This window comes from Microbacterium sp. SA156, from assembly GCF_049065455.1.
In the GTDB taxonomy this organism is placed as follows: Bacteria; Actinomycetota; Actinomycetes; order Actinomycetales; family Microbacteriaceae; genus Microbacterium; species Microbacterium barkeri.
In genome coordinates, this window is record NZ_JBAKGU010000002.1 from 193,462 (window position 1) to 213,042 (window position 19,581).

The window sequence follows — 19,581 nt, forward strand, 5'->3', positions numbered from 1 at the left end:
TAGACTGTGAAACATCCCCGTAGAGGCCCGGTCGCAATCCGGCGACCGTGATCTCTGCACGACCGTCCTGAGGAGGACCCAGTGGCTAAGGCCAAGTTCGAGCGCACCAAGCCGCACGTGAACATCGGAACGATCGGTCACGTCGACCACGGCAAGACGACGCTCACCGCGGCGATCTCGAAGGTGCTCGCTGACAAGTTCCCGTCGGCGACCAACGTGCAGCGCGACTTCTCGTCGATCGACTCCGCTCCTGAGGAGCGCCAGCGCGGCATCACGATCAACATCTCGCACGTCGAGTACGAGACGCCGAAGCGTCACTACGCTCACGTCGACGCCCCGGGTCACGCCGACTACATCAAGAACATGATCACCGGTGCCGCCCAGATGGACGGCGCGATCCTCGTGGTCGCCGCGACCGACGGTCCCATGGCTCAGACCCGTGAGCACGTTCTGCTCGCCAAGCAGGTCGGCGTTCCCTACCTGCTCGTCGCGCTGAACAAGGCCGACATGGTCGACGACGAGGAGATCCTGGAGCTCGTCGAGCTCGAGGTTCGCGAGCTCCTCTCGTCGCAGGACTTCGACGGCGACAACGCTCCCGTCGTCCGCGTCTCGGGCCTCAAGGCTCTCGAGGGCGACGAGAAGTGGACGCAGTCGATCCTCGACCTCATGGAGGCCGTCGACGAGTCCATCCCCGACCCGGTGCGTGACAAGGACAAGCCGTTCCTCATGCCCATCGAGGACGTCTTCACGATCACCGGTCGTGGCACCGTCGTCACGGGCCGCGCCGAGCGTGGCACGCTCGCCATCAACTCCGAGGTCGAGATCGTCGGCATCCGCCCGACGCAGAAGACCACGGTCACGGGTATCGAGATGTTCCACAAGCAGCTCGACGAGGCGTGGGCCGGCGAGAACTGCGGTCTTCTCCTCCGTGGCCTCAAGCGCGAGGACGTCGAGCGCGGCCAGGTCGTCGTGAAGCCGGGCTCGGTCACCCCTCACACCAACTTCGAGGGCACCGCGTACATCCTCTCGAAGGACGAGGGTGGCCGTCACAACCCCTTCTACACGAACTACCGCCCGCAGTTCTACTTCCGCACCACGGACGTCACCGGCGTCATCACGCTGCCTGAGGGCACCGAGATGGTCATGCCCGGCGACACCACGGACATGACGGTGGAGCTCATCCAGCCCATCGCCATGGAAGAGGGCCTCGGCTTCGCGATCCGTGAGGGTGGCCGCACCGTCGGCGCCGGCACGGTGACCAAGATCATCAAGTAAGTTCTTCCGAACCTGCTTCGTCAGCGGGGTCGCCCTTCGGGGCGGCCCCGCTTTCGTGTGTCCGGGGTTGGTCGGACGAGAGCCGGCGGCGCGAACTCAGGCAGAAGGCGAGCCCGCCACGGCCCGCGCATAGCGCTCGGACAGTGCCTGCAGGCGGGGGATGAGCTCGGGCGGGGACTCGACGGTGAAGTCCATCATGAGCATCCCGATGTACACGGCCACCGTGTCGAGGCTGTCCGCTCCCGTGACGAGCACGCATCGGTGCTCGTCGAGCGGCTCGACGACGCCGACGGCAGGGTTGATGCGCGCCAGGACGTCGTCCGCCGGTGAATCGATCCGCAGCCGCGCGTGCACGTTCCATCCCGCTGAGGCGATCGTCCGCATCGCGAACGCCGTGTAGTCGCCGCCAGGGAGCGGCTGAGCCTCGAAGCGGCGACGCGTCGGCATCCGCAGTGCCATGCGGTCGACGCGGTATGTGGTCCACGTGCCGTCGCGCGGGTCTCGCGCGACGAGGTGCCAGCGTCGCTGCCAGCTGAGCAGGCGGTAGGGCTCGACGACGCGGGGCTCGTCGTCGAGGTCGAAGCGCAGCCACTCGCGGTCACGGATGGCCTGCGCGATCGCGCGGAGATCGGATGGCCGGACTTCGGGGTCGGGTGCATCGGTGCCGGTGTTCTCTGGGCCGTGATCGATGCTCGTGGTCAGGGCGTCGACCGCCGGTCGCAGCCGCGAGGGGAGCACCTGCTCGAGCTTCGCGAGAGCGCGGGCGCCCGCCTCCTCGACGCCGGAGATGCCCTTCGCCGCGCTGAGGCCGACGGCGACGGCGACGGCCTCGTCGTCGTCGAGCAGCAGGGGAGGGAGACTGCCGCCCGGCCCGAGCCGGTACGCGCCCGTCGACCCGCGCGTCGCATCGACGGGGTAGCCAAGGTCGCGCAGGCGCTCGATGTCGTTGCGGACGGTTCGGACCGTGACGCCGAGCCGTTCGGCGAGCTCGCGCCCCGACCGCTCGGGTGACGCCTGGAGAAGCGCCAGCAGTGAGAGCAGGCGAGCGGTGGGGTCGGCCACGATGCCTCCGTAACAGGTGCGTCCATCAGGAACGGATCCAACCTATTGCGCTCCTACCGTCGGAGACATGAACAACGCGACACTCGCCATCCGCCCCTTCTCCGTCTCCGTGTCCGACGCCGAGATCGATGATCTCCGCGCTCGTCTCGCGCGCACTCGCCTCCCGCAGCCCGCACCGGTCGACGACTGGGAGGCGGGCACGCCGAACTCCTACCTCTGCGAGGCCCTCGACGCCTGGACCGCGTTCGACTGGCGTGCGGCGGAGGAGCGGCTCAACGCCTTCCCTCATTTCACGACCGAGATCGACGGACAGACGATCCACTTCATGCACGTCCGCTCGCGGCATGAGAACGCGACTCCCCTTCTCCTCGCGCACACCTATCCCGGCTCTGCGGTCGACTTCCTCGACCTGATCGACCGGCTCGTCGATCCGACGGCGCACGGCGGCGCGGTCGATGACGCCTTCGACGTCGTGATCCCGGATGCTCCGGGCTACGGTTTCTCGCAGCCTCTCGCGACGACCGGGTGGACGACCGCGAGGGTCGCGGCGGCCTATGACAGGCTCATGCGCGCGCTCGGGTATGAGCGCTACGGGATCCACGGCTCCGACAACGGCGCCCTCGTGGCGCGCGAGCTCGGACTGCTGAACCCGGAGGGTTTCCTCGGGCTGCACGTGCTCCAGCTCTTCTCCTTCCCCTCGGGCGACCCCGCTGAGTTCGAGCGGCTCGAGCCCGCCGACTACGCGGGCCTCGAGCACATGCAGTGGTTCCAGTCGGTCGGCGGCTACAACGCGATGAACGCCTCCCGCCCGCAGACGGTCGCGGTCGGCCTGAGCGACTCGCCGATCGGCCTGCTGGCCTACAGCGAGCTCTTCAACTCGTTCGGCAACGGCACGTCGCTCGTGACGCTCGAGCAGATCATCCTCGAGGTGAGCGTGGCCTGGTTCGCGAACGCGGCGTCGGGCATGGGGCGCAGCTATCTCGAGAACGCCCGCGCCGAGTCGGAGCCGCGCGTGAACGAGGCTCCGACGGGCGTCGCGGTCTTCGCGGACGATTTCCAGACCATCCGCGTCTTCGCCGAGCGCGACAACGCGAACATCGTGCACTGGAGCCGCTTCGATGAAGGCGGTCATTTCGCCGCTCTCGAGCGCCCTGACCTGCTCGCCGCCGACGTCCGCACGTTCTTCCGCAGCCTCCGCTGACGGTGTCAAGCCGCTCGCGCCATCCGCCGTCGCCGTCTAGGAAAGACGCATGACCATCCCCACCTGGACTGCACACGGCGGGCTCGAGCTGCCCGTCCTCGGATTCGGAACCTACCGCCTCAAGGGATCGGATGGCGCGGATGGCGTCGCGCGCGCGATCGAGAAGGGCTACCGGCTCATCGACTCCGCCTTCAACTACGAGAACGAGGGCACGGTCGGCGCGGGGGTGCGGCGAGCCGGGATCGACCGCGACGAGGTCATCGTCACGTCGAAGCTCCCGGGTCGGCATCACGCGTACGACGAGGCGCTGGAGACGATCGAGGAGAGCGTGTTCCGGTCGGGCCTCGGCGATCTCGACCTCTATCTCATCCACTGGCCCAACCCGAAGACCGACCGGTACGTCGAGGCGTGGGAGGCGCTCATCGAGGCGCGCGAGCGCGGGCTCGTGAAGGCGATCGGGGTGTGCAACTTCCTGCCCGAGCACCTGGAGCGGCTCGAGCGCGAGACCGGCGTGCTACCCGAGGTGAACCAGATCGAGATGCACCCGTACTTCCCGCAGGAGGAGCTGCTGCGGTTCGATGCGGAGCACGGCATCCTCACCGAGGCCTGGAGTCCGCTCGGGCGCGGCAACGACCTCCTCGAGAACGAGGTCATCGTCGACATCGCGCGCAAGCACGGCGCGACACCCGGCCAGACGGTGCTCGCATGGGCGATCGCGCGGGTGTCGATCCCGATTCCGAAGGCGGCGAGCGACGAGCGGCAGCTCGAGAACCTCGGCGCGCTCGAGGTGGAGCTCGACGAGGACGACATTGCGGCGATCACGGCGCTCGGGCACGCGGATGGCCGACTCGCCGACCAGGATCCCGCCGAGTACGAGGAGTTCTAGGTCGCGCGGCGAGCTCGTGCGCGCAGCACGTGCTCGCCCGCCTCGACGTACGACGTGAACAGCTCGGTCACGTCGCGCAGTCGGTCTGCGGTCTCGGGCGTCTCGGTGAGGCTCTCGGCGGCCTGCAGCGTGCGGATGAACGCGCGTGCGCGCTCATGGCTCGCCGCGAGCAGGCTCTCGAATCCGCCCGTCGCCTCGATGAGGAGGCGCCGGCTGCCGGGCTGGGGGATGGTGCGGGCGAGCCCCCACGCCACGAGCTCGCGGACGGCGGTGCTCACGGCTCCGGCACTGAGCGAGAGCTCGGCGCGCAGCTCCTCCGCGCGGGAAGGCTCATCTTGGAGCAGGAGATAGCCGTAGACCCGGCCGGTTGCGCGAGGGAGGTTCCACGCGGCGAGTCTGGCGCCCATCGCGTCGATGAACTGCTCGCGGTCCGCGCTCATCAGCGGCGCCCTGCGCGGCCGGGCTCCGCGGCACGCCACTCGTCGAGGATCTCGCACAGCGTGCGAGACGTCTCCGCGGGCGCATCCCAGGTGAGGATATGCCCGGCGCCGGGGATGACCCGTTCGCGCACGCCCTCGGCCGCCGCCCACCGCGCCATCGCCGACGCGATGTTCCCCGTTCGATCCTCCGCGCCGCGCACGAGGGCGAGCGGCACGGGGGAGAGGTAGGCGGGATCCGGCTCCACGAACGAGGTCGTCGCCCGCCAGACATCGAGGAAGACGCTCTTGGGCATCCGCGCGAACACCGACTCGGCTCGGGTCGCCGCCTCCGGCCGCACGGCCGACGCACGGGCCATCAGGCGCGCCATGGTCCGCGCCGGCATCGCCGCGAGCGCAGGCGCGGCGAGCCGGAGGCCGAGCCGCTCCATCGCGGACAGAGGGCCGGTGTTCCACGTCGACCCGAGCACGATCAGACCGCTCACGCGATCGGGGTGCGCGCGCGTGAAGGCCTGAGCGAGGTTGCCGCCGAGCGAATGCCCCACGAGCACCGGCGACGGATGACCGCAGGCCGAGAGAAGAGCGTCGAGATCCCGCAGCGCGTCCTGCGCGGAGAAGCGCGTGCCGGCCTTCATCGCGGACTCTCCGTGCCCGCGCAGATCGCAGACAACGACGCGGAAGCCGCGCTCGATCAGCGCGCCGGCCTGGTCGTCGAACATCGTGTGGTCGAGGCCCGCTCCGTGCAGGAAGACGACAGCGTGCTCGCCGCTGCCGGCGTCCTCGTACGCGATCTGCGCGTCCCGGCTCGCGAGCCGCTTCGTCAAATTCACCACTTTCTGAAAATAACCCATCGGACACGACGCGGCCACCCACCCCGGTCACCCAACCGTTACCCGAGGCACCGATGATTGCCAGGTGACACCGCCTATCGTCGAGGGCATCATCTGCTCCAGAGGAGGCACCGCATGACCGACGTCCTCGGACCGAAGCCGCCCCGCAGCCGCGCTCGCCTGTGGGTCGCCACGCTCCTTCTTCTCGTCTACGCGGGCTTCGTGGCTCTCGTCACGCTCTGGCCGAACCCGAGCGACCTCGAGTTCGGCGGCATCGCCGACCGTGTGCTGAACGTGCTGTACCGCTTCGGCGTGCCCGAGTCGTTCGGCTTCGACGAGCTCGAGTTCACGGCGAACATCGGCATGTTCGTGCCTCTCGGCTTCTTCCTCGGTCTCGCGCTGCCGCGGCGCGGATGGTGGCTCGCGCTGTTCCTCGTGCCCGGCTACTCCGGTTTCATCGAGTTCACGCAGGCGACGGCCCTCGAATCGCGCGTCTCGAGCATCCTCGACGTCTTCGCGAACACGACCGGCGGCTACATCGGCCTCCTCTTCGCGATGACGATGCGCGCCATGATCTATGCGCGCGACCGGCGCATCATCGCGCGTGCCATCTGGGAGCGCGACGCGGAGATCATCCGCGCCCGGCAGCATCCGCTTCCGCAGCAGCGCGCGACTCAGCGGGAGCCCGACCCGGCGACGCGGATCTTCGAGCAGCAGCCCGCATGGCGCGACCCCCAGGACGCTCCGACCGAGCGGCTCCCGTTCTGAAACGAAAAGTTAACTTGGCTAATCGCTTCCATGTCTAGTAACCTCCGAAGTGTGGGCAGACGCTCACAGGTCGACGAACGAGGGGGCACGTCATGGGCAGGATCTTCTACGGCACGAGCGACCAGGCGATCGAGATCGAGGACCGGCTCCTCGCGCACGTCCAGGCCGTCGTGATCACCAAGCTGCGGCGCGGGGAGTCGTTCTCCCTCACGTGCCGCGCGGCGGATGGCTCGCGCGAGACGATGTGGGTCAACTCCGCGATCCCGATCCGCATCGTCCTCGACGAGGAGACGGATGGTCGACTCGACCGGGAGCTGCTCGTGCAGCTCGTCGAGGCGGCGAACTCGAACCGTGGGCTCGACGTGACCGAGCTCATGGCCGAGTCGGCGTCTGCACGACGCCGGGATCTGCCGCGCGCCGCCTGAAGGGGCAGGCACCTGCATCCGGTGGGGGAGCCGGGCACAGGGGATGACGCGCAGCGAATATGACCGAGAGGAGACGGGCCGAACGCCGGGGGACGTTCGGCCCGTTTCGCATGTCCGGATGGTGCGGGCTCAGGAGGCGCTCGTCCCGGTCGTCGAGCGAGGGAGCGCGAGCGCACTCTCTCCGGTCGTTGAGCGAGGAGCGCGAGCGCCCTCTCTCCGGTCGTTGAGCGAGGAGCGCGAGCGCCCTCTCCCCGGTCGTTGAGCGAGGGAGCGCCAGCGACCGAGTCGAAACGCGGTGACAGTTCCTCCACAGCTCACCCCGTTTCGTCTCGCTTCCCTCGCTCAACGACCGGAAGCGCCGCCCGCCGCCCGCTGGAGGCGCGCGGCGAGCCGTTCGAGCGCCGCGACGACCTCGTCGCCTTCGAGTACCTCGATGTCCGCGCCGAGCTGCGTCAGTGAGAGCGCGAGCCGGTCGGGGTCGTTCGAGCCGAGTTCCAAGCGGCACGTGCTCTCGTCGAGCTCCTCGATCTCGATCGGGATGGGGATCCGCGCGGCGACCTCGGCGGCCGGTGCATGCACGATCACGCGTGCGCGGTACGTCCAGGTCGACCGCGCGACGCGGCGCACGACGAAGTTCACGACCTCCTCCTCGGGGATGACCCGCGGTCGGAACCGCGCGCCCGTCGGCGTGTGCGGCACCATCCGATCGACGCGGAAGATGCGCCAGTCGTCGCGAGCGAGATCCCACGCGAGCAGGTACCAGAGCGGCCCCCAGTTCACGAGCCGCTGCGGCTCGACGTGGCGCGGCTCGGTGCGGCCGTCATGCGTCGTGTATCCGAAGCGCAGCCGCTCATGGCTGCGGATGGCCGCCGCGACTGCGCCGAGCACGGGGAGCTCGACCGGGCCGCCCGGATCGGGCACGGCGCTCGTCGCCGCGCGCACGGCCTCGACGCGCCGGCGCAGGTGCGAAGGCAGCACCTGCTCGAGCTTCGCGAGGGCGGTGAGGGATGTCTCCTCGACGCCGACGCCTCGGGTCGCGATCGCGCCGAGCCCGAGCGCGACGGCGACCGCCTCGTCGTCGTCGAGGAGGAGCGGCGGCATCGCCGTGCCGGCGGCGAGGCGGTACCCGCCCGAGACGCCCGGGCGCGCGTCGACCGGATAGCCGAGCGCGCGCAGGCGGCCGATGTCGGCGCGCACGGTCCGCGTGCTCACGCCGAGGCGCTCCGAGAGCGCCGAGCTCGTCCAGTCGTGTCGCGCCTGAAGGAGTGAGAGCAGCTCGAGCAGGCGGGCCGAGGTCTCCAGCATGGTTCGATCATCCTCCGAATCGCGGAAGCTCATCGTCCGCATTGCCTGGAAGCGTCGACGTCATGACCGAAAGCACAGCTCTCACGCCCTTCCGCATCGACATCCCGCAGGCCGACCTCGACGATCTCCGCGACCGGATCACGCGCACGCGCTGGCCGCACCCGGTGCCCGGTCGCGACGACCCGCATGACTTCAGCCGGGGCATCCCTCTCCCGTACCTCCGCGAGCTCGCGGAGTACTGGCGCGACGGGTTCGACTGGCGTGCGCAGGAGGCCCGGCTCAACGAACTCGAGCAGCTGACGACCGTCGTCGACGGCCAGACCTTCCACGTCGTGCACGTGCGGTCGTCCGACCCCGCCGCCACGCCGCTGCTCCTGAATCACGGATGGCCCGGCTCGTTCATCGAGTACGAGCGGATCATCCCGATGCTCGCCGACGACTTCCACCTCGTGATCGCCTCGCCGCCCGGGTTCGGCTTCTCGACTCCGCTCGCGGGCACCGGATGGGAGCTCGCGCGGACGACGGATGCCTTCGCCGAGATCATGACGAGGCTCGGCTACGAGCGGTTCGCGGTCCACGGCACCGACATCGGCTCCGGCGTCGCCGGCCGTCTCGCCGCGGTCTACCCCGAGCGCGTGATCGGCATGCACCTCGGCATCGATCGAGCGGTACTCGGGCTCGTGGGTGCGGTCTTCCCGCGACCCGACGGGCTGTCGGAGGCCGAGGCGGCCGAGCTCGACGCGATCCTGGCGGCGAGCGCTGCGGAGCGGGGCTACCTCGAGATGCACAACCACCGCCCCGACACGATCGGTGCGGCGCTGACCGACTCGCCCGTGGGGCTCCTCGCGTGGATCGGGGAGAAGTTCAAGGTGCGGTCGGGCGACGGGTACGGCGCGCCGGTGGTGGATCGCGACCAGCTCCTCGCCGACGTGAGCCTGTACTGGTTCACCCGCAGCGGCGCATCGAGTGCGCAGTTCTACTACGAGGGCGCGCATTCGGGGGTGATGCCGCTCATGGGCGGCCCGGTGCCCTCGGCCTGGGCGGCGTTCGACACGCACCCGCTGCTGCGCCGCACGATGGATCCGGTGAACCGCATCGAGCACTGGAGCGACTTCACTGAGGGAGGTCACTTCCCTGCGATGGATGCGCCGGAGCTGCTCGCCGCGGACCTGCGGGGCTTCCTCCACGGGCTCGCCTGAGGGTTCCTCGGCCGCCGCTGGGGTTCCTCGGCCGTTACCGGGGGTTGCTCGGCCGCCCCTGGCTGTTCAGGTCGCAGTTTCCGCCCCTAAACGCCGGTTGGGGGACGGTTTTTGCGACCTGGGCAGTTGGGTCGGGTGTTCGGGTCGCAGTTTCCGCCCCTAAACGACGGTTGGGGGACGGTTTCTGCGACCTGAGTGTGGGCTGGGCTGTTCGGGTCGCAGTTTCGGTCCCAAAACGCCGGTTAGCGGCCGGTTTTTGCGACCTGAGCGATTGCTCTTCCCCGGTCGTTGAGCGAGGGAGCGCCAGCGACCGAGACGAAACGTGGTGACGGTTCTTCGGGTTCGGCAGCGTTTCGACTCGCTTCGCTCGCTCAACGCCCGGGGAGTGGGCACCCACCCGCTCCACATCCCGAAGCGGCACTCATCACCCCACCCCCGCCGCCCTCACCCGCGCGGGGGAGGCGCGGCGGCGCCGGGGCGCGGCACGATGGAGCCGTGACCGCAACCGACGCCGACCGTCGTGGGCCGCTCGTCGCGGCGGCGCTCCTGTGCGCGATCGCCCTGCCGATGACGATCGCGATGCTCGTGCAGCTCGTCGCGCCCGTGCAGGGCGGGGCGTGGGCGACGTGGATCGGCGCGCTCGCTATCGTGCTGCACGCGGCCGCCTTCGCATCGCCGTGGCTGCCGCGGGCGGCGTTCGCGGTCGGAGCCGCGGTGATGCTCGCACTCGCCCTCACGGCCGACGCCGGAACGTCGAGCGCCGCCCTTGTGCCGTCGGCGGTGGCGTTCCTCCTGCTCGAGTGGCAGGTCGCGTCGACCCAGGGGCGCGCGACGGCCGTCGCGGCGCTGGTCGTCGGCATCGTCGGCGCGTTCGTCATCACGAGCGTCGACGTGGTCTCGACGCGGCAGGTCGACCCGGCGCTCATCGCCTTCGAGGTCATCGCGCTCGCCGCGGTCGCGAGCGCCGCGTGGGCGCTCGGAAGATCGGCACGGCGACGCCGCATCGCGATGGCCGAGCGCGAGCGGCAGCAGGTGCGGGAAGCTCTCGCCGCCGAGCGCGCGCGGATCGGGCGCGACCTGCACGACGTCGTGTCGCACTCGCTCACGGTCATGATCGCCCAGGCCGAGGCGGCGCGCGTGCTCACGAGCGAGCCGCGCGCGGCGGATGCCCTCGCCCGCGTGGCCGACACCGGGCGCTCGGCGATGCAGGGGCTGCGGGGGATGCTCCGCGTGCTCGACGAGGCGGATGCCGGGCGGAGCGCGCTCGACGAGACCGCGCCCGCGCCGGATCTCGCGTCGCTCGCCGCTCTCGTGGCCGGCGCGGGATCATCCGATCACCGCCTCTCGTTCATCGAGACCGGGCATCCGCGCCCGCTCGCGCCCGACGCCCAGCTCGCGCTGTACCGCGCCGCGCAGGAGGCGATCACCAACGCCGTGCGCCACGTGCGCCCGCCGGTCGAGGTGCGCGTCGAGCTCGCATGGGGACAACAGGATGTGCGCCTCACGGTCGCGGATGACGGCGGCTCCGGCCCGCGCGACGATCCGGGCGGCGGCACGGGACTCATCGGGATGGCCGAGCGCGTGCGCCAGGCGGGCGGCGCGCTCGAGGTGCGCAGGGGAGCGGGATGGACGGTGCAGGTGACGATGCCGGTGGAGCAGGGCGCATGATCCGGGTGCTGCTCGCCGACGATCAGGAGCTCCTGCGCGACGCGCTCACGACCGTCCTCGGCGCGGACGCGCGCCTCGAGATCGTCGGGGGAGTGGCGGATGGCGCGGCCGCGGTCGAGTACGTGCGCGCGCACGACGTCGACGTGGTGCTGATGGATGTGCGGATGCCCGGGATGGACGGGATCCGCGCGACCGAGGAGGTGCGGCGGGTCAGGCCGTCGACGCGCGTGCTCGTGCTGACGACGTTCGACGTCGACGAGTACGTGTTCGGCGCCATCCGCGCGGGAGCGAGCGGGTTCCTCACGAAGGACGCGCGGCCCGACGCGCTCGTCGACGCGATCGTGCGGGTGGCCGCGGGTGATGCCGTCATGGCGCCGCGGGCCACGGCGCTCCTGCTGCAGCACGTGCGGAGGCAGGCGGTTCAGGCAGGCGGCGACCCGCTTGCCGTGCTCAGCCCGCGCGAGCGCGAGGTCGCGCTGCTGCTGGTGCGGGGCGCGTCGAACGACGAGATCGGGCGGGCGCTGTACCTCACGGGCAACACGGTCAAGACTCACGTGAAGGCGATCCTCGCGAAGCTCGGCCTCGCCGATCGGATCCAGGTCGTCATCTGGGCGTACGAGCAGGGCGTTGTCGAGCCGGGCGCTCAGCCTCACCCGCGCGGGTGATCCGCTCCCGCTCTCGCGGGCGAAGCGCGGCACCGGGTCTCCGCGCGACCGTGGAGCCATGGACATTCGCACGCAGATTCCGAACCCGGCTCCGACCATCCGCCCGCCCGCGTCGCGGCCGCTCACGTGGGTCGGTGTCGCGCTCGCGACCGTGGCGCTCGCCGCCGCGGGGGTGTGGCTCGTCGCTCCCGACGCCGGCCCGTTCGCGGCGGGCGGCACTCCGCTCGAGCAGCTGCTCGGCGGGTCCGCGCCGTTCGCGTCCTTCGCGGCGGGCGCCATCCTCGCGCTCGCGGGAGTGCTCGCGCTCGCCGCGGGGCTCGCCTCGCTCGCCGGATGGCGGTCGCTCGACCGCGCGGCACCCGCGCTCGCGCTCATCGCGTCGCTCGCCGTCGCGCTCGGCCTCGTCGGATTCGACGGCATCGTCATCGCGGGGTACACGCTCGCGACCCTCGTGCCGATCGGCGTCGTCGTGGTGATCGCCCTGCTCGCGCGGCGGCGTCCGCTCGCAGCGGTCGCGCTCGTGGTGCCCGTTGTCGCCGTCGTCGTGCTCGCGGTGACGGGGGTGTTCCCGATCGGGATGTTCTACGCCCGGTTCACCGAGAGCGTCCTCGACGATCCGGTCCGCTTCGTCGGGGCGCTCGGGCTCACCCTCTTCGCCGGAGTCTGGATGGTCTGGGCCGCGACCTCGACGGCGGCCGCGCTGCCGCGCATGGGCGCGTTCGTGCAGCGGCATCGCGTGGTGATCACGGTGGTCGCGGCGCTGTGCCCCGCGCCGTACGTCGTCGCGCGTCTGACCTGGCTCACGCCGTGGCCGGTCTTCGGAGGCGACCTCGAGGCCTTCGCGGAGCACCCCGACATGTTCGTGACGGGGCTGCTGCTCGGGGCGGCGATGCTGCTCGGGGCCGTGCTCACGCTCGGCCTCGTGCTGCCGTGGGGCGAGCGTGCGCCGCGGTGGGTGCCCGGCATCGGCGAGCGGCCGGTGCCGATCGCGCTCGCCGTCGTGCCGGCGCTCTCGGTCGCAGTGCTCTTCACCGCCGGCGGCGTGCAGGAGTTGGGGCTGATCGTCTCGGGGCAGCTGCACGGCGCGAGCGCGCTCGTGCTGCCGTTCTGGGCGTGGGGTCCGCTGCTCGCGCTCGCGACGTGGGGGTATGCGCGGAAGCGGATGGCCGAGGTGCGGTGAGCGCGGGAGCTCGGCTGTCTTCCCCCCCGGTCGTTGAGCGAGGGAGTGCCGGTACCTCCCCTCGGTCGTTGAGCGAGGGAGCGCCGGCGCCTCCCCCCCGGTCGTTGAGCGAGGGAGCGCCAGCGACCGAGTCGAAACGTGGTGACCGTTCTTCGGCAGCGTTTCGTCTCGCTTCGCTCGCTCAACGACCGGAAGGGGCGAGTGCGCTCAACCTCCCGAGCGGAAGTGCCGGTGCCTTCCCCCGGTCGTTGAGCGAGGGAGCGCCAGCGACCGAGACGAAACGTGGTGACCGTTCTTCGGCGGCGTTTCGTCTCGCTTCGCTCGCTCAACGTCCGGAAGGGGCTTCGTTCGCTCAACCTCCCGAGCGGAAGTGCCGGTGCCTTCCCCCGGTCGTTGAGCGAGGGAGCGCCAGCGACCGAGACGAAACGTGGTGACCGTTCTTCGGCGGCGTTTCGTCTCGCTTCGCTCGCTCAACGACCGGAAGGGGCACCAGCTCGCTCAACGCCCGGAAGGGGCACCAGCTCGCTCAACGCCCGGAAGGGGCACCAGCTCGCTCAACGCCTGGAAGGAGCGCCGACGTCGCCGGAGGTGCATCCAGTCTGCTGCGGGCAAGGGACCTCCCGCGTCACCGGTACTCCGGCGCAGCCGGGAGCCCGAAGAACGCCTCGAGCGAGTGGTACCCGCTGTCGTGGTAGACCCGCGCGAGGTCGGGGCCGATGTACCGCAGGTGCCACGGCTCGGCGTTGTATCCGGTCGTGCCGGTCTGGCCCGACTCGTAGCGCACGATCCACCCGTACCGCCACGAGTTCTCGCGCACCCAGCGCTCCTGCGCGGTGCCGGCGAAGCTGTACAGCGAGCCGCATCCGCCGCCGCACGACACGACATCCGCGGCGAGGCCGAGCTGGTGCTCGCTGTAGCCCGGCCGGGCCGCGAGCCGCTCGCCCTGCTCCTGGCCGAGCGTCTCGACCTGGTAGCGATGGATGCCCGCCTGGGTGCCGTACGAGCGGTAGCCGCTCGTCAGCGCGATGCGGCCGGCGCCCGATGCGGCGACGTCGCGCTGCAGCTGCTCGAACGATCCGACGGCGTCGGAGCGGATGCCGCCGTCGACGAGAGAGCCGGATGGCACGGTGAGCGACGAGGGGACGTAGTCGAGCGGAGTCACGGGGCGCTGCTTGTTCACGACGACCCACGGCAGCGCCGGGTCGTCGAGCGGCACGCACGCCGCGCGGCCGTCGGCGATCGCGTCGCGCAGCGCGCCCGCCCCGCCGAAGAGCTGCGTGATGCGCCCCGCGTCGTGGGCTGCGAGCGCCGCGGGCATGTCGGGCGACTGGCAGCCGACGCGCGGTGCCGGCTGGCCCGTGATCGGAGGCGACGCCGCCCCCGAGGTGGGCGCGTACATGGCGACACCCTCGTACGTCCAGTTGCGGTCGCTCGTGCGCAGCTTCTGGGCCTCGTCGGCGTTGGCGGTGTAGAAGTGCTTCTCGAAGCCGGGGCTCCAGAACCGGTGGACCGCGACGGTCCCCGCGGTCTGATGCGCTGCGGCGCAGAACCGCACACCCTCGTACGTCCAGTTGCGGTCGGTGCGGCGCACCTCATCAGCCTCGGCCGCGTTCATCGTGTAGAAGTGCGACGTGTAGGCGGATGACCAGAATCGGTGCACGGGCGAGGTCCCGGCCGGGCATGAGCCCGACGCGAGCGGCCAGACCCGGAAGTCCGTTCCCTCGTATGTCCAGTTGCCGTCGTTGCTGTGCAGGCCCTGCGCCTCGGAGTGGTCGAGCGTGTAGAAGTGGGCGTTCTCGTACCCCTGGCTCCAGAACCGGTAGATCGGGCGGCTCGAGCTCGGGTCGGGCGAGGCGCTCGCGGCGGCTGCCGGCGCGACCGTCACGCTCGGCGCGACCGCGGCCATCCCGCCGAGCAGGATGGCGGCCGCGAGTCCGCTCGCGAGCCTGCGGATCACGGAACCCGGCTTCCGCCCTCGTGCACGTGCTCGCCCCCGCGCTGCGCGCGCCATCCCCCCGGAAGTCATGATCCCGATCGTATCGACGGGCCGATGGCGGTGGGGAACGGAGCGACCCGGGCACCCGAGCGGATGGCGCGGGCTGGCTGCGGCGCTACGGTGCGCCTTCCTCGACGGCGGGGCGGCAGTCGGCGAAGGCCGCGGGCAGGAAGAACTCCTGGAGGTGCGTCGCCACCTCGGCGCCGTCGCCGGCCTCGAACGCCCGCTTCAGCTGCGAGATGGTGGGAGCCATGTCGATGTCGTGGCTCGGGCCCGTGCGCACGACGTGCCCGACGTGGAACAGCAGCGTGATCCGGGCGGCATTCCACGCTTCGAGGAGGTGCTCGTTCTCGGCGGCGCGCGCGAGCACGCTGACGAAGCGGGTCGAGCTCAGGAGCAGGTCGCGTGGCTCGGCCGCTGAGACCAGGGCCGCCAGCTCGGCGGACGCAGCCGCGTGCATCGTCGTGCCGGCGAGCTTCGGGATTGCGACCCGCGCGACGCCGCCCGCGAGATAGGCGGCGAACTCCGCCGCCGCCTTCGTCGATGCCGGCGTGACCGGGGCGACGCGCGTCCAGCGGCTGGCTTCGACGTCCACGAGTCCGAGGGGAACGAGGCGTCGGATGGCCTCGCGCACGGGCATGCGCGAGATGCCGAGCTCCTGCGCGATCTCCGCGAGCTCGAGGGCCTCTCCGGGAGAGTAGCGCCCCTCGCAGATCTCACGCGCGAGATGCTGGAACACGCTGTCGGTCAGGGACTCCGTGTGGGCGCGGATACGCGGCTGCATCACATCGACTCCTTCGCAGTCGCACTCGGGTATGCGACTGAAGGTACGGCCCCTGCGACACTTCGCGCACGGGGTTGTTAGGGTACGAACATATTGGCATAATCCCCGGCGCTGGGGCGGGATCCGGCGGGGTCGAATTCCGCCCGCCGCCCCTAAACTGGCCCTCGTGTCCGCTCTCGCTCAGGGCATCGGCGCAGAGCCCCGCATGAGCGGCGGACGCGAACCGAGCCACCTCCGCCGCGACGTCCAGGGTCTGCGCGCCGTCGCGGTGCTCGCCGTCATAGCGAACCACGCCGTCGGATGGCCCGCGGGCGGATTCCTCGGGGTCGACGTCTTCTTCGTCATCTCGGGCTTCATCATCACGGCGCTGCTGCTGCGCGAGAGCGACCGCACAGGCCGCATCTCACTCGCCGAGTTCTATCGGCGTCGCGTCCGCCGGATCATGCCGGCGTCGGTTCTCGTGCTCGTCGTCACCGTCGGCGCAAGCTGGGTGCTCCTCGGCGGCGAGCAGGCGCGGTCGATCGCACTCGACGCGCTCGCCGCGGTCTTCTTCGTGAGCAACTGGCGATTCGCGGCCGAGGGCACCGATTACTGGGCCGACACCGGCGCCGTCTCGCCGCTCCAGCACTACTGGTCGCTCGGCGTCGAGGAGCAGTTCTACCTCGTCTGGCCGGCCATCCTCATCCTCTGCCTTCTGCTCGCGGCTCGTCGCCGTGTGCCCAGCCGTCGCGTCCTGGCGATCGCGCTCGGCGCCATCCTCGTCGGGTCGCTCGCGTGGGGTGCGCTCGAGACGCCGCAGAGGCCCGGCGTCGCGTACTTCTCATCCCTCACGCGCGCGTGGGAGCTCGCCCTCGGTGCGCTCGTGGCGGTCGGCGCGCCGCTGCTGGCTCGATTGCGCGACGCGTGGCGCCCGCGGATCGTCTGGGTGGGTCTCGCCGCCCTCGCGTTCGCGCTCCTCACCAGCGGCAGCGAGGGAATGCCCGTGGCCGGCGCGCTGCTCGCCGTGGTCGCAACGGCCTCGCGCCGCGGTTCGATGCGCACGAGCGGAAGTTCCTCGCGGTCGTGCTCGCGGTCACGCTCGCCCTCGCGGCTGTCACATATCACCTGGTCGAGAACCACGTACTGCGGTCGGCGTGGCTCGCGCGAGCCAGCGGGCGGATGGTCTGGGTCGCGACGATCGGGGGGAGTCGCGCTGCTGATCGCGGGGCTTGTCGCCGCGGGAGCGGTGCGACCTCCTGCACCCGCGGCCGCCGCGGCAGAGCCCACGGCGATCACGTCGCAGGCCCGCGGTATGGCGTGCTATTGCAGCTCGTGCAGGTCCACGTAGGTGCGTGCTCACGTCGCCATGCAACTGTCAGACGTCGACGGCTTGGCTATCCTCGCGTGAGGGCGGCCGGTGGAGTGGCCGTGCGAGTCAACGACGAGAGGTCGCAACACCCTCTATACGCTCTGCCAAGTAGGGCGCAGCAGTGATGATATAAGTGGCCGTGACGTGGTGCTGATCTCGATACACATTCGCGTTGCCTATCACCATCGGGCAACCATTCGAGGCGCAGTATAGATCGGCGGTGTCTATTAGTTGGGCACGCGGTTCAAGATCGGCGGCAATCGGTCCGCTGTCGGCGGGTGAGTCGAGTCGGTCGAGCGGCATCACACAATCCTCCGCGGCAATCGCCGGTCCAGGACGCTCCGTGACGCAATCAACCATGTCATCAGGAACGCGCGGATTGTCCGCAACGACGGCCACGTGCGCCCCGTCCTCGAGCACCGGAGCCCATGCGTCCGCGCGAGCGGAGGCAAACGCTTGTACCTCAGCAGTGGTTGCGTCGGCGTCGCGTACCGCCGTGGTGACGATGAGGTCGTAGTCGCCTTCCAGGAGGCGATCTGCCAGATTCGCTCGGTACTCGGCACATTGTTCATCGAGGCTCGGATCGGCCCACGTGCAACCCCGGCTCACATAAGTGTCAAGTGACCAGTTCCAATCCTCGAGATAGGGGTAGAAGCCCGCGACGAGCATGGCTCCGTGCGAGTCCCCTGTGACCGCAACACGTAAGGCGTCCGAGCTTTCGGAGCCGTAGGTGCAGGATTCTATGCGCCCGTTCTGCGGGGCATTGGCGTAACAGTCATACGCCAACGTCGTGTCTGACTTCACGGCAGCCAGCGAGGGGAACAGCGCACCGGCAAGGGGCGTGGGGTCGCAGTCCGGTCGTATTAGTGCCTCGGCGCCGAAGCAATCCGGCGAATCCTCGAGCAGAGTCGTCACCGCGATCATGTCGTTTTGCTTCATTTCGCGCGCGACGAAGAAGCCACCAGCGGAGACCGAGAGCACCGCGACCATTGCGGCTGCCGTAATGGCGAAGGTGAAGCGCGGGCGTCGGGAGGTGAGCCGCGGAGACATCCGGAGAGGATCCTCGATGTACTTCTTCGTCAACGCAGCGAGGGCCAGAGATATGACGAAAAGCGCGAGGGTGTCAAGGAAGCTGAGCTCACGCCCGGTTACGTACGGCGTGACGACGATCAGGGGCCAGTGCCACAGGTACAGCGAATACGAAATATCCCCGACATACTGCAGCGGTCGGAGATTCGCAGCGATCGTAAACGACCACCGATAACGCGTTGATTCAGACCAGATAACCAATGCGGTGCCGAGTGCGGGCAGCAGGGCGGCATATCCCGGGAAGGGAGTGGCGGCTGTGTAGAAAAGCCCGGTGGCTAGAATCGCTGCTAAACCCGCCCACCCGGAAATTGCTCTGATTAGAGCATTCGATGCGGCGGGTAGAAATACGAGAAGGGCTCCGACGCCGAATTCCCAAGCGCGCGTGGGGGTCACGAAATAAGCTGCGGCTGGCGCTGATATTGTCATCGCGACCGACACCACAAGGGATAGTGTGGTTATCGCAGATATGCCGAAAACGATCGCTCGTCGTGGAAATTTGCGCAGCGAGGCCGCGCACGCGAGGATCAGAAGCGGCCAGAAAATATAGAACTGCTCCTCCACTGAGAGAGACCAGTAGTGCTGAACTGCGGAAGCGTTGTTCTCTGACGCAAGATAGTCAACGCTATCGGCGGCAAGGAGCCAGTTCAGTACATACGCGATGGCGCCCGCCATCTGCTTATACCAGTCTTGCCAAAATGTTACGGGAACGACCAACCAAGTGGCGACGGCCGATACGAGGACGACGAACAAGGATGCGGGAAGCAGACGGCGTGCGCGACGAGCCCAAAAGCGGGGGAGGTCAATGCGGCCTGACCGGTCTCGCTCCCGAATGAGGTGCGAGGTGATCAAATATCCTGATATGACGAAGAAAACATCGACACCGGCATAGCCGCCAGGGAGCGCTACGGGCCAGAAGTGGAAGAGGAGGACCATGAGCACCGCCACGGCACGCAGTGCCTGGATGTCTGCTCGCACTCTGTCAGGGCGGGCCTTAACTGGTGCCGCTTGCCCTTCTCCCAATGGTTGATTCGTCGTCCGAGCCCCTTCGGAACGCGGCGTTTTCCCGCTCGTCATTGCGTGCATCGTGAACTAGCCACCATCTCTCCGTTAACGCGACATCCCGACTCATCTGTCACGCAGAGGCACCTCCTGCGTTTGCTGGCGGTACAGCGATCGCTGGCGGATCAGCGATGTCAAGAAGCATCCGGCAGACACAGCCGCCCAAGCGATCCAGATTCCCGGTAGGGCGCCAGGCGCGACCCAGCCGATCGCAAGGCAGACGTAGCCGAGGGTGACCGCGAAGCAGAACGGGAGCACCGGGGCCCAGGTGAAACGCGATCGACGCATGACCCAACGATATAGAACGCTGTCCTGTCTCTGTTGCGGGTGAGCTGAACGCGCCCCCGGAGCGCGGCACGCGCTCACCGGTCCTCGTTGCGAGCTCTGCAGCTCATCATCGCGTG

17 protein-coding genes are annotated in these 19,581 nt (G+C 69.6%); 10 read left to right on the forward strand and 7 right to left on the reverse strand.

The genetic code is table 11. The features are described 5' to 3' along the window. Window positions 1–81 precede the first annotated feature (81 nt). On the forward strand, window positions 82–1,275 hold the full coding sequence (gene tuf, locus ACOWU6_RS03050; RefSeq protein WP_271174467.1) for an elongation factor Tu: 1,194 nt from the start codon (window positions 82–84) through the stop codon (window positions 1,273–1,275). Window positions 1,276–1,371: 96 nt separating this feature from the next. Here the strand turns inward: tuf and ACOWU6_RS03055 are convergent, their stop codons facing one another. Beyond that, window positions 1,372–2,337: a helix-turn-helix transcriptional regulator gene (locus ACOWU6_RS03055; RefSeq protein WP_421074671.1), complete on the reverse strand. Its 966-nt coding sequence runs from the start codon at window positions 2,335–2,337 to the stop codon at window positions 1,372–1,374. A 67-nt stretch (window positions 2,338–2,404) separates the two neighbouring features. Here ACOWU6_RS03055 and ACOWU6_RS03060 point away from each other — a divergent pair, with 67 nt between their 5' ends. After that, the gene (locus ACOWU6_RS03060) at window positions 2,405–3,538 is read left to right on the forward strand and encodes an epoxide hydrolase family protein (RefSeq protein WP_421074672.1); all 1,134 of its coding nucleotides are present in this window, start codon (window positions 2,405–2,407) and stop codon (window positions 3,536–3,538) included. 49 nt (window positions 3,539–3,587) lie between these two features. Continuing rightward, window positions 3,588–4,424, forward strand: a complete 837-nt coding sequence (locus ACOWU6_RS03065) for an aldo/keto reductase (RefSeq protein ID WP_421074673.1) — start codon at window positions 3,588–3,590, stop codon at window positions 4,422–4,424. Here ACOWU6_RS03065 and ACOWU6_RS03070 read toward each other — a convergent pair. Together ACOWU6_RS03070 and ACOWU6_RS03075 are read right to left on the reverse strand one after the other, a co-directional pair. Continuing rightward, on the reverse strand, window positions 4,421–4,864 hold the full coding sequence (locus tag ACOWU6_RS03070; RefSeq protein WP_421074674.1) for a GbsR/MarR family transcriptional regulator: 444 nt from the start codon (window positions 4,862–4,864) through the stop codon (window positions 4,421–4,423). The genes ACOWU6_RS03065 and ACOWU6_RS03070 overlap by 4 nt on opposite strands. After that, complete coding sequence (locus ACOWU6_RS03075) at window positions 4,864–5,691, reverse strand: alpha/beta fold hydrolase (RefSeq protein ID WP_421074675.1); 828 nt, start codon at window positions 5,689–5,691, stop codon at window positions 4,864–4,866. The genes ACOWU6_RS03070 and ACOWU6_RS03075 overlap by 1 nt, the downstream gene beginning before the upstream one ends. Window positions 5,692–5,826: 135 nt before the next feature. Here ACOWU6_RS03075 and ACOWU6_RS03080 point away from each other — a divergent pair, with 135 nt between their 5' ends. Together ACOWU6_RS03080 and ACOWU6_RS03085 are read left to right on the forward strand one after the other, a co-directional pair. Further along, complete coding sequence (locus ACOWU6_RS03080) at window positions 5,827–6,459, forward strand: VanZ family protein (protein ID WP_421074676.1); 633 nt, start codon at window positions 5,827–5,829, stop codon at window positions 6,457–6,459. Window positions 6,460–6,551: 92 nt separating this feature from the next. Continuing rightward, a complete protein-coding gene (locus ACOWU6_RS03085) occupies window positions 6,552–6,884 on the forward strand; it encodes a hypothetical protein (protein ID WP_271174472.1) in 333 nt (110 codons plus the stop codon). A gap of 342 nt (window positions 6,885–7,226) precedes the next feature. On the opposite strand, the gene ACOWU6_RS03090 is transcribed toward ACOWU6_RS03085, so the two are convergent. Then, a complete protein-coding gene (locus tag ACOWU6_RS03090; RefSeq protein WP_421074677.1) occupies window positions 7,227–8,189 on the reverse strand; it encodes a helix-turn-helix transcriptional regulator in 963 nt (320 codons plus the stop codon). A gap of 62 nt (window positions 8,190–8,251) precedes the next feature. On the opposite strand from ACOWU6_RS03090, the gene ACOWU6_RS03095 reads away from it, so the two are divergent. The 4 genes from ACOWU6_RS03095 to ACOWU6_RS03110 all read left to right on the forward strand — a co-directional run bounded on the left by ACOWU6_RS03095 (window position 8,252) and on the right by ACOWU6_RS03110 (window position 12,901). Then, entirely contained in the window at window positions 8,252–9,388 is a 1,137-nt protein-coding gene (locus tag ACOWU6_RS03095; protein WP_421074678.1) for an epoxide hydrolase family protein, read from the forward strand. 495 nt (window positions 9,389–9,883) lie between these two features. Then, entirely contained in the window at window positions 9,884–11,056 is a 1,173-nt protein-coding gene (locus ACOWU6_RS03100; RefSeq protein ID WP_421074679.1) for a sensor histidine kinase, read from the forward strand. Further along, window positions 11,053–11,721, forward strand: a complete 669-nt coding sequence (locus ACOWU6_RS03105; RefSeq protein WP_421074680.1) for a response regulator — start codon at window positions 11,053–11,055, stop codon at window positions 11,719–11,721. Before ACOWU6_RS03100 ends, ACOWU6_RS03105 begins: the two co-directional genes overlap by 4 nt. A gap of 58 nt (window positions 11,722–11,779) precedes the next feature. Beyond that, window positions 11,780–12,901, forward strand: coding sequence for a hypothetical protein (locus tag ACOWU6_RS03110; protein ID WP_421074681.1), 1,122 nt, complete (start codon window positions 11,780–11,782; stop codon window positions 12,899–12,901). A gap of 625 nt (window positions 12,902–13,526) precedes the next feature. Here ACOWU6_RS03110 and ACOWU6_RS03115 read toward each other — a convergent pair. Beyond that, the gene (locus ACOWU6_RS03115; RefSeq protein WP_421074682.1) at window positions 13,527–14,858 is read right to left on the reverse strand and encodes a D-alanyl-D-alanine carboxypeptidase family protein; all 1,332 of its coding nucleotides are present in this window, start codon (window positions 14,856–14,858) and stop codon (window positions 13,527–13,529) included. 154 nt (window positions 14,859–15,012) lie between these two features. Continuing rightward, on the reverse strand, window positions 15,013–15,681 hold the full coding sequence (locus tag ACOWU6_RS03120; RefSeq protein WP_421074731.1) for a GntR family transcriptional regulator: 669 nt from the start codon (window positions 15,679–15,681) through the stop codon (window positions 15,013–15,015). Window positions 15,682–15,847: 166 nt separating this feature from the next. Between ACOWU6_RS03120 and ACOWU6_RS03125 the strand changes: the two genes are divergently transcribed. Continuing rightward, entirely contained in the window at window positions 15,848–17,008 is a 1,161-nt protein-coding gene (locus ACOWU6_RS03125) for an acyltransferase family protein (protein ID WP_421074683.1), read from the forward strand. Between the two features lie 87 nt (window positions 17,009–17,095). Here the strand turns inward: ACOWU6_RS03125 and ACOWU6_RS03130 are convergent, their stop codons facing one another. Next, window positions 17,096–19,201 carry an acyltransferase family protein gene (locus tag ACOWU6_RS03130; protein ID WP_421074684.1) on the reverse strand — a complete coding sequence of 702 codons (2,106 nt, stop codon included), beginning with the start codon at window positions 19,199–19,201 and terminating at the stop codon, window positions 17,096–17,098. Window positions 19,202–19,581: the final 380 nt, after the last annotated feature.

Coding starts and splice junctions, on each gene's coding strand:
- ACOWU6_RS03070 (WP_421074674.1), bottom strand. CDS start 4,864: ATGAGCGCGGACCGCGAGCAGTTCATCGACGCGATGGGCGCCAGACTC.
- ACOWU6_RS03120 (WP_421074731.1), bottom strand. CDS start 15,681: ATGCAGCCGCGTATCCGCGCCCACACGGAGTCCCTGACCGACAGCGTG.
- ACOWU6_RS03130 (WP_421074684.1), bottom strand. CDS start 19,201: ATGCACGCAATGACGAGCGGGAAAACGCCGCGTTCCGAAGGGGCTCGG.
- ACOWU6_RS03085 (WP_271174472.1), top strand. CDS start 6,552: ATGGGCAGGATCTTCTACGGCACGAGCGACCAGGCGATCGAGATCGAG.
- ACOWU6_RS03105 (WP_421074680.1), top strand. CDS start 11,053: ATGATCCGGGTGCTGCTCGCCGACGATCAGGAGCTCCTGCGCGACGCG.
- ACOWU6_RS03065 (WP_421074673.1), top strand. CDS start 3,588: ATGACCATCCCCACCTGGACTGCACACGGCGGGCTCGAGCTGCCCGTC.
- ACOWU6_RS03060 (WP_421074672.1), top strand. CDS start 2,405: ATGAACAACGCGACACTCGCCATCCGCCCCTTCTCCGTCTCCGTGTCC.
- ACOWU6_RS03080 (WP_421074676.1), top strand. CDS start 5,827: ATGACCGACGTCCTCGGACCGAAGCCGCCCCGCAGCCGCGCTCGCCTG.
- ACOWU6_RS03090 (WP_421074677.1), bottom strand. CDS start 8,189: ATGCTGGAGACCTCGGCCCGCCTGCTCGAGCTGCTCTCACTCCTTCAG.
- ACOWU6_RS03110 (WP_421074681.1), top strand. CDS start 11,780: ATGGACATTCGCACGCAGATTCCGAACCCGGCTCCGACCATCCGCCCG.
- ACOWU6_RS03095 (WP_421074678.1), top strand. CDS start 8,252: ATGACCGAAAGCACAGCTCTCACGCCCTTCCGCATCGACATCCCGCAG.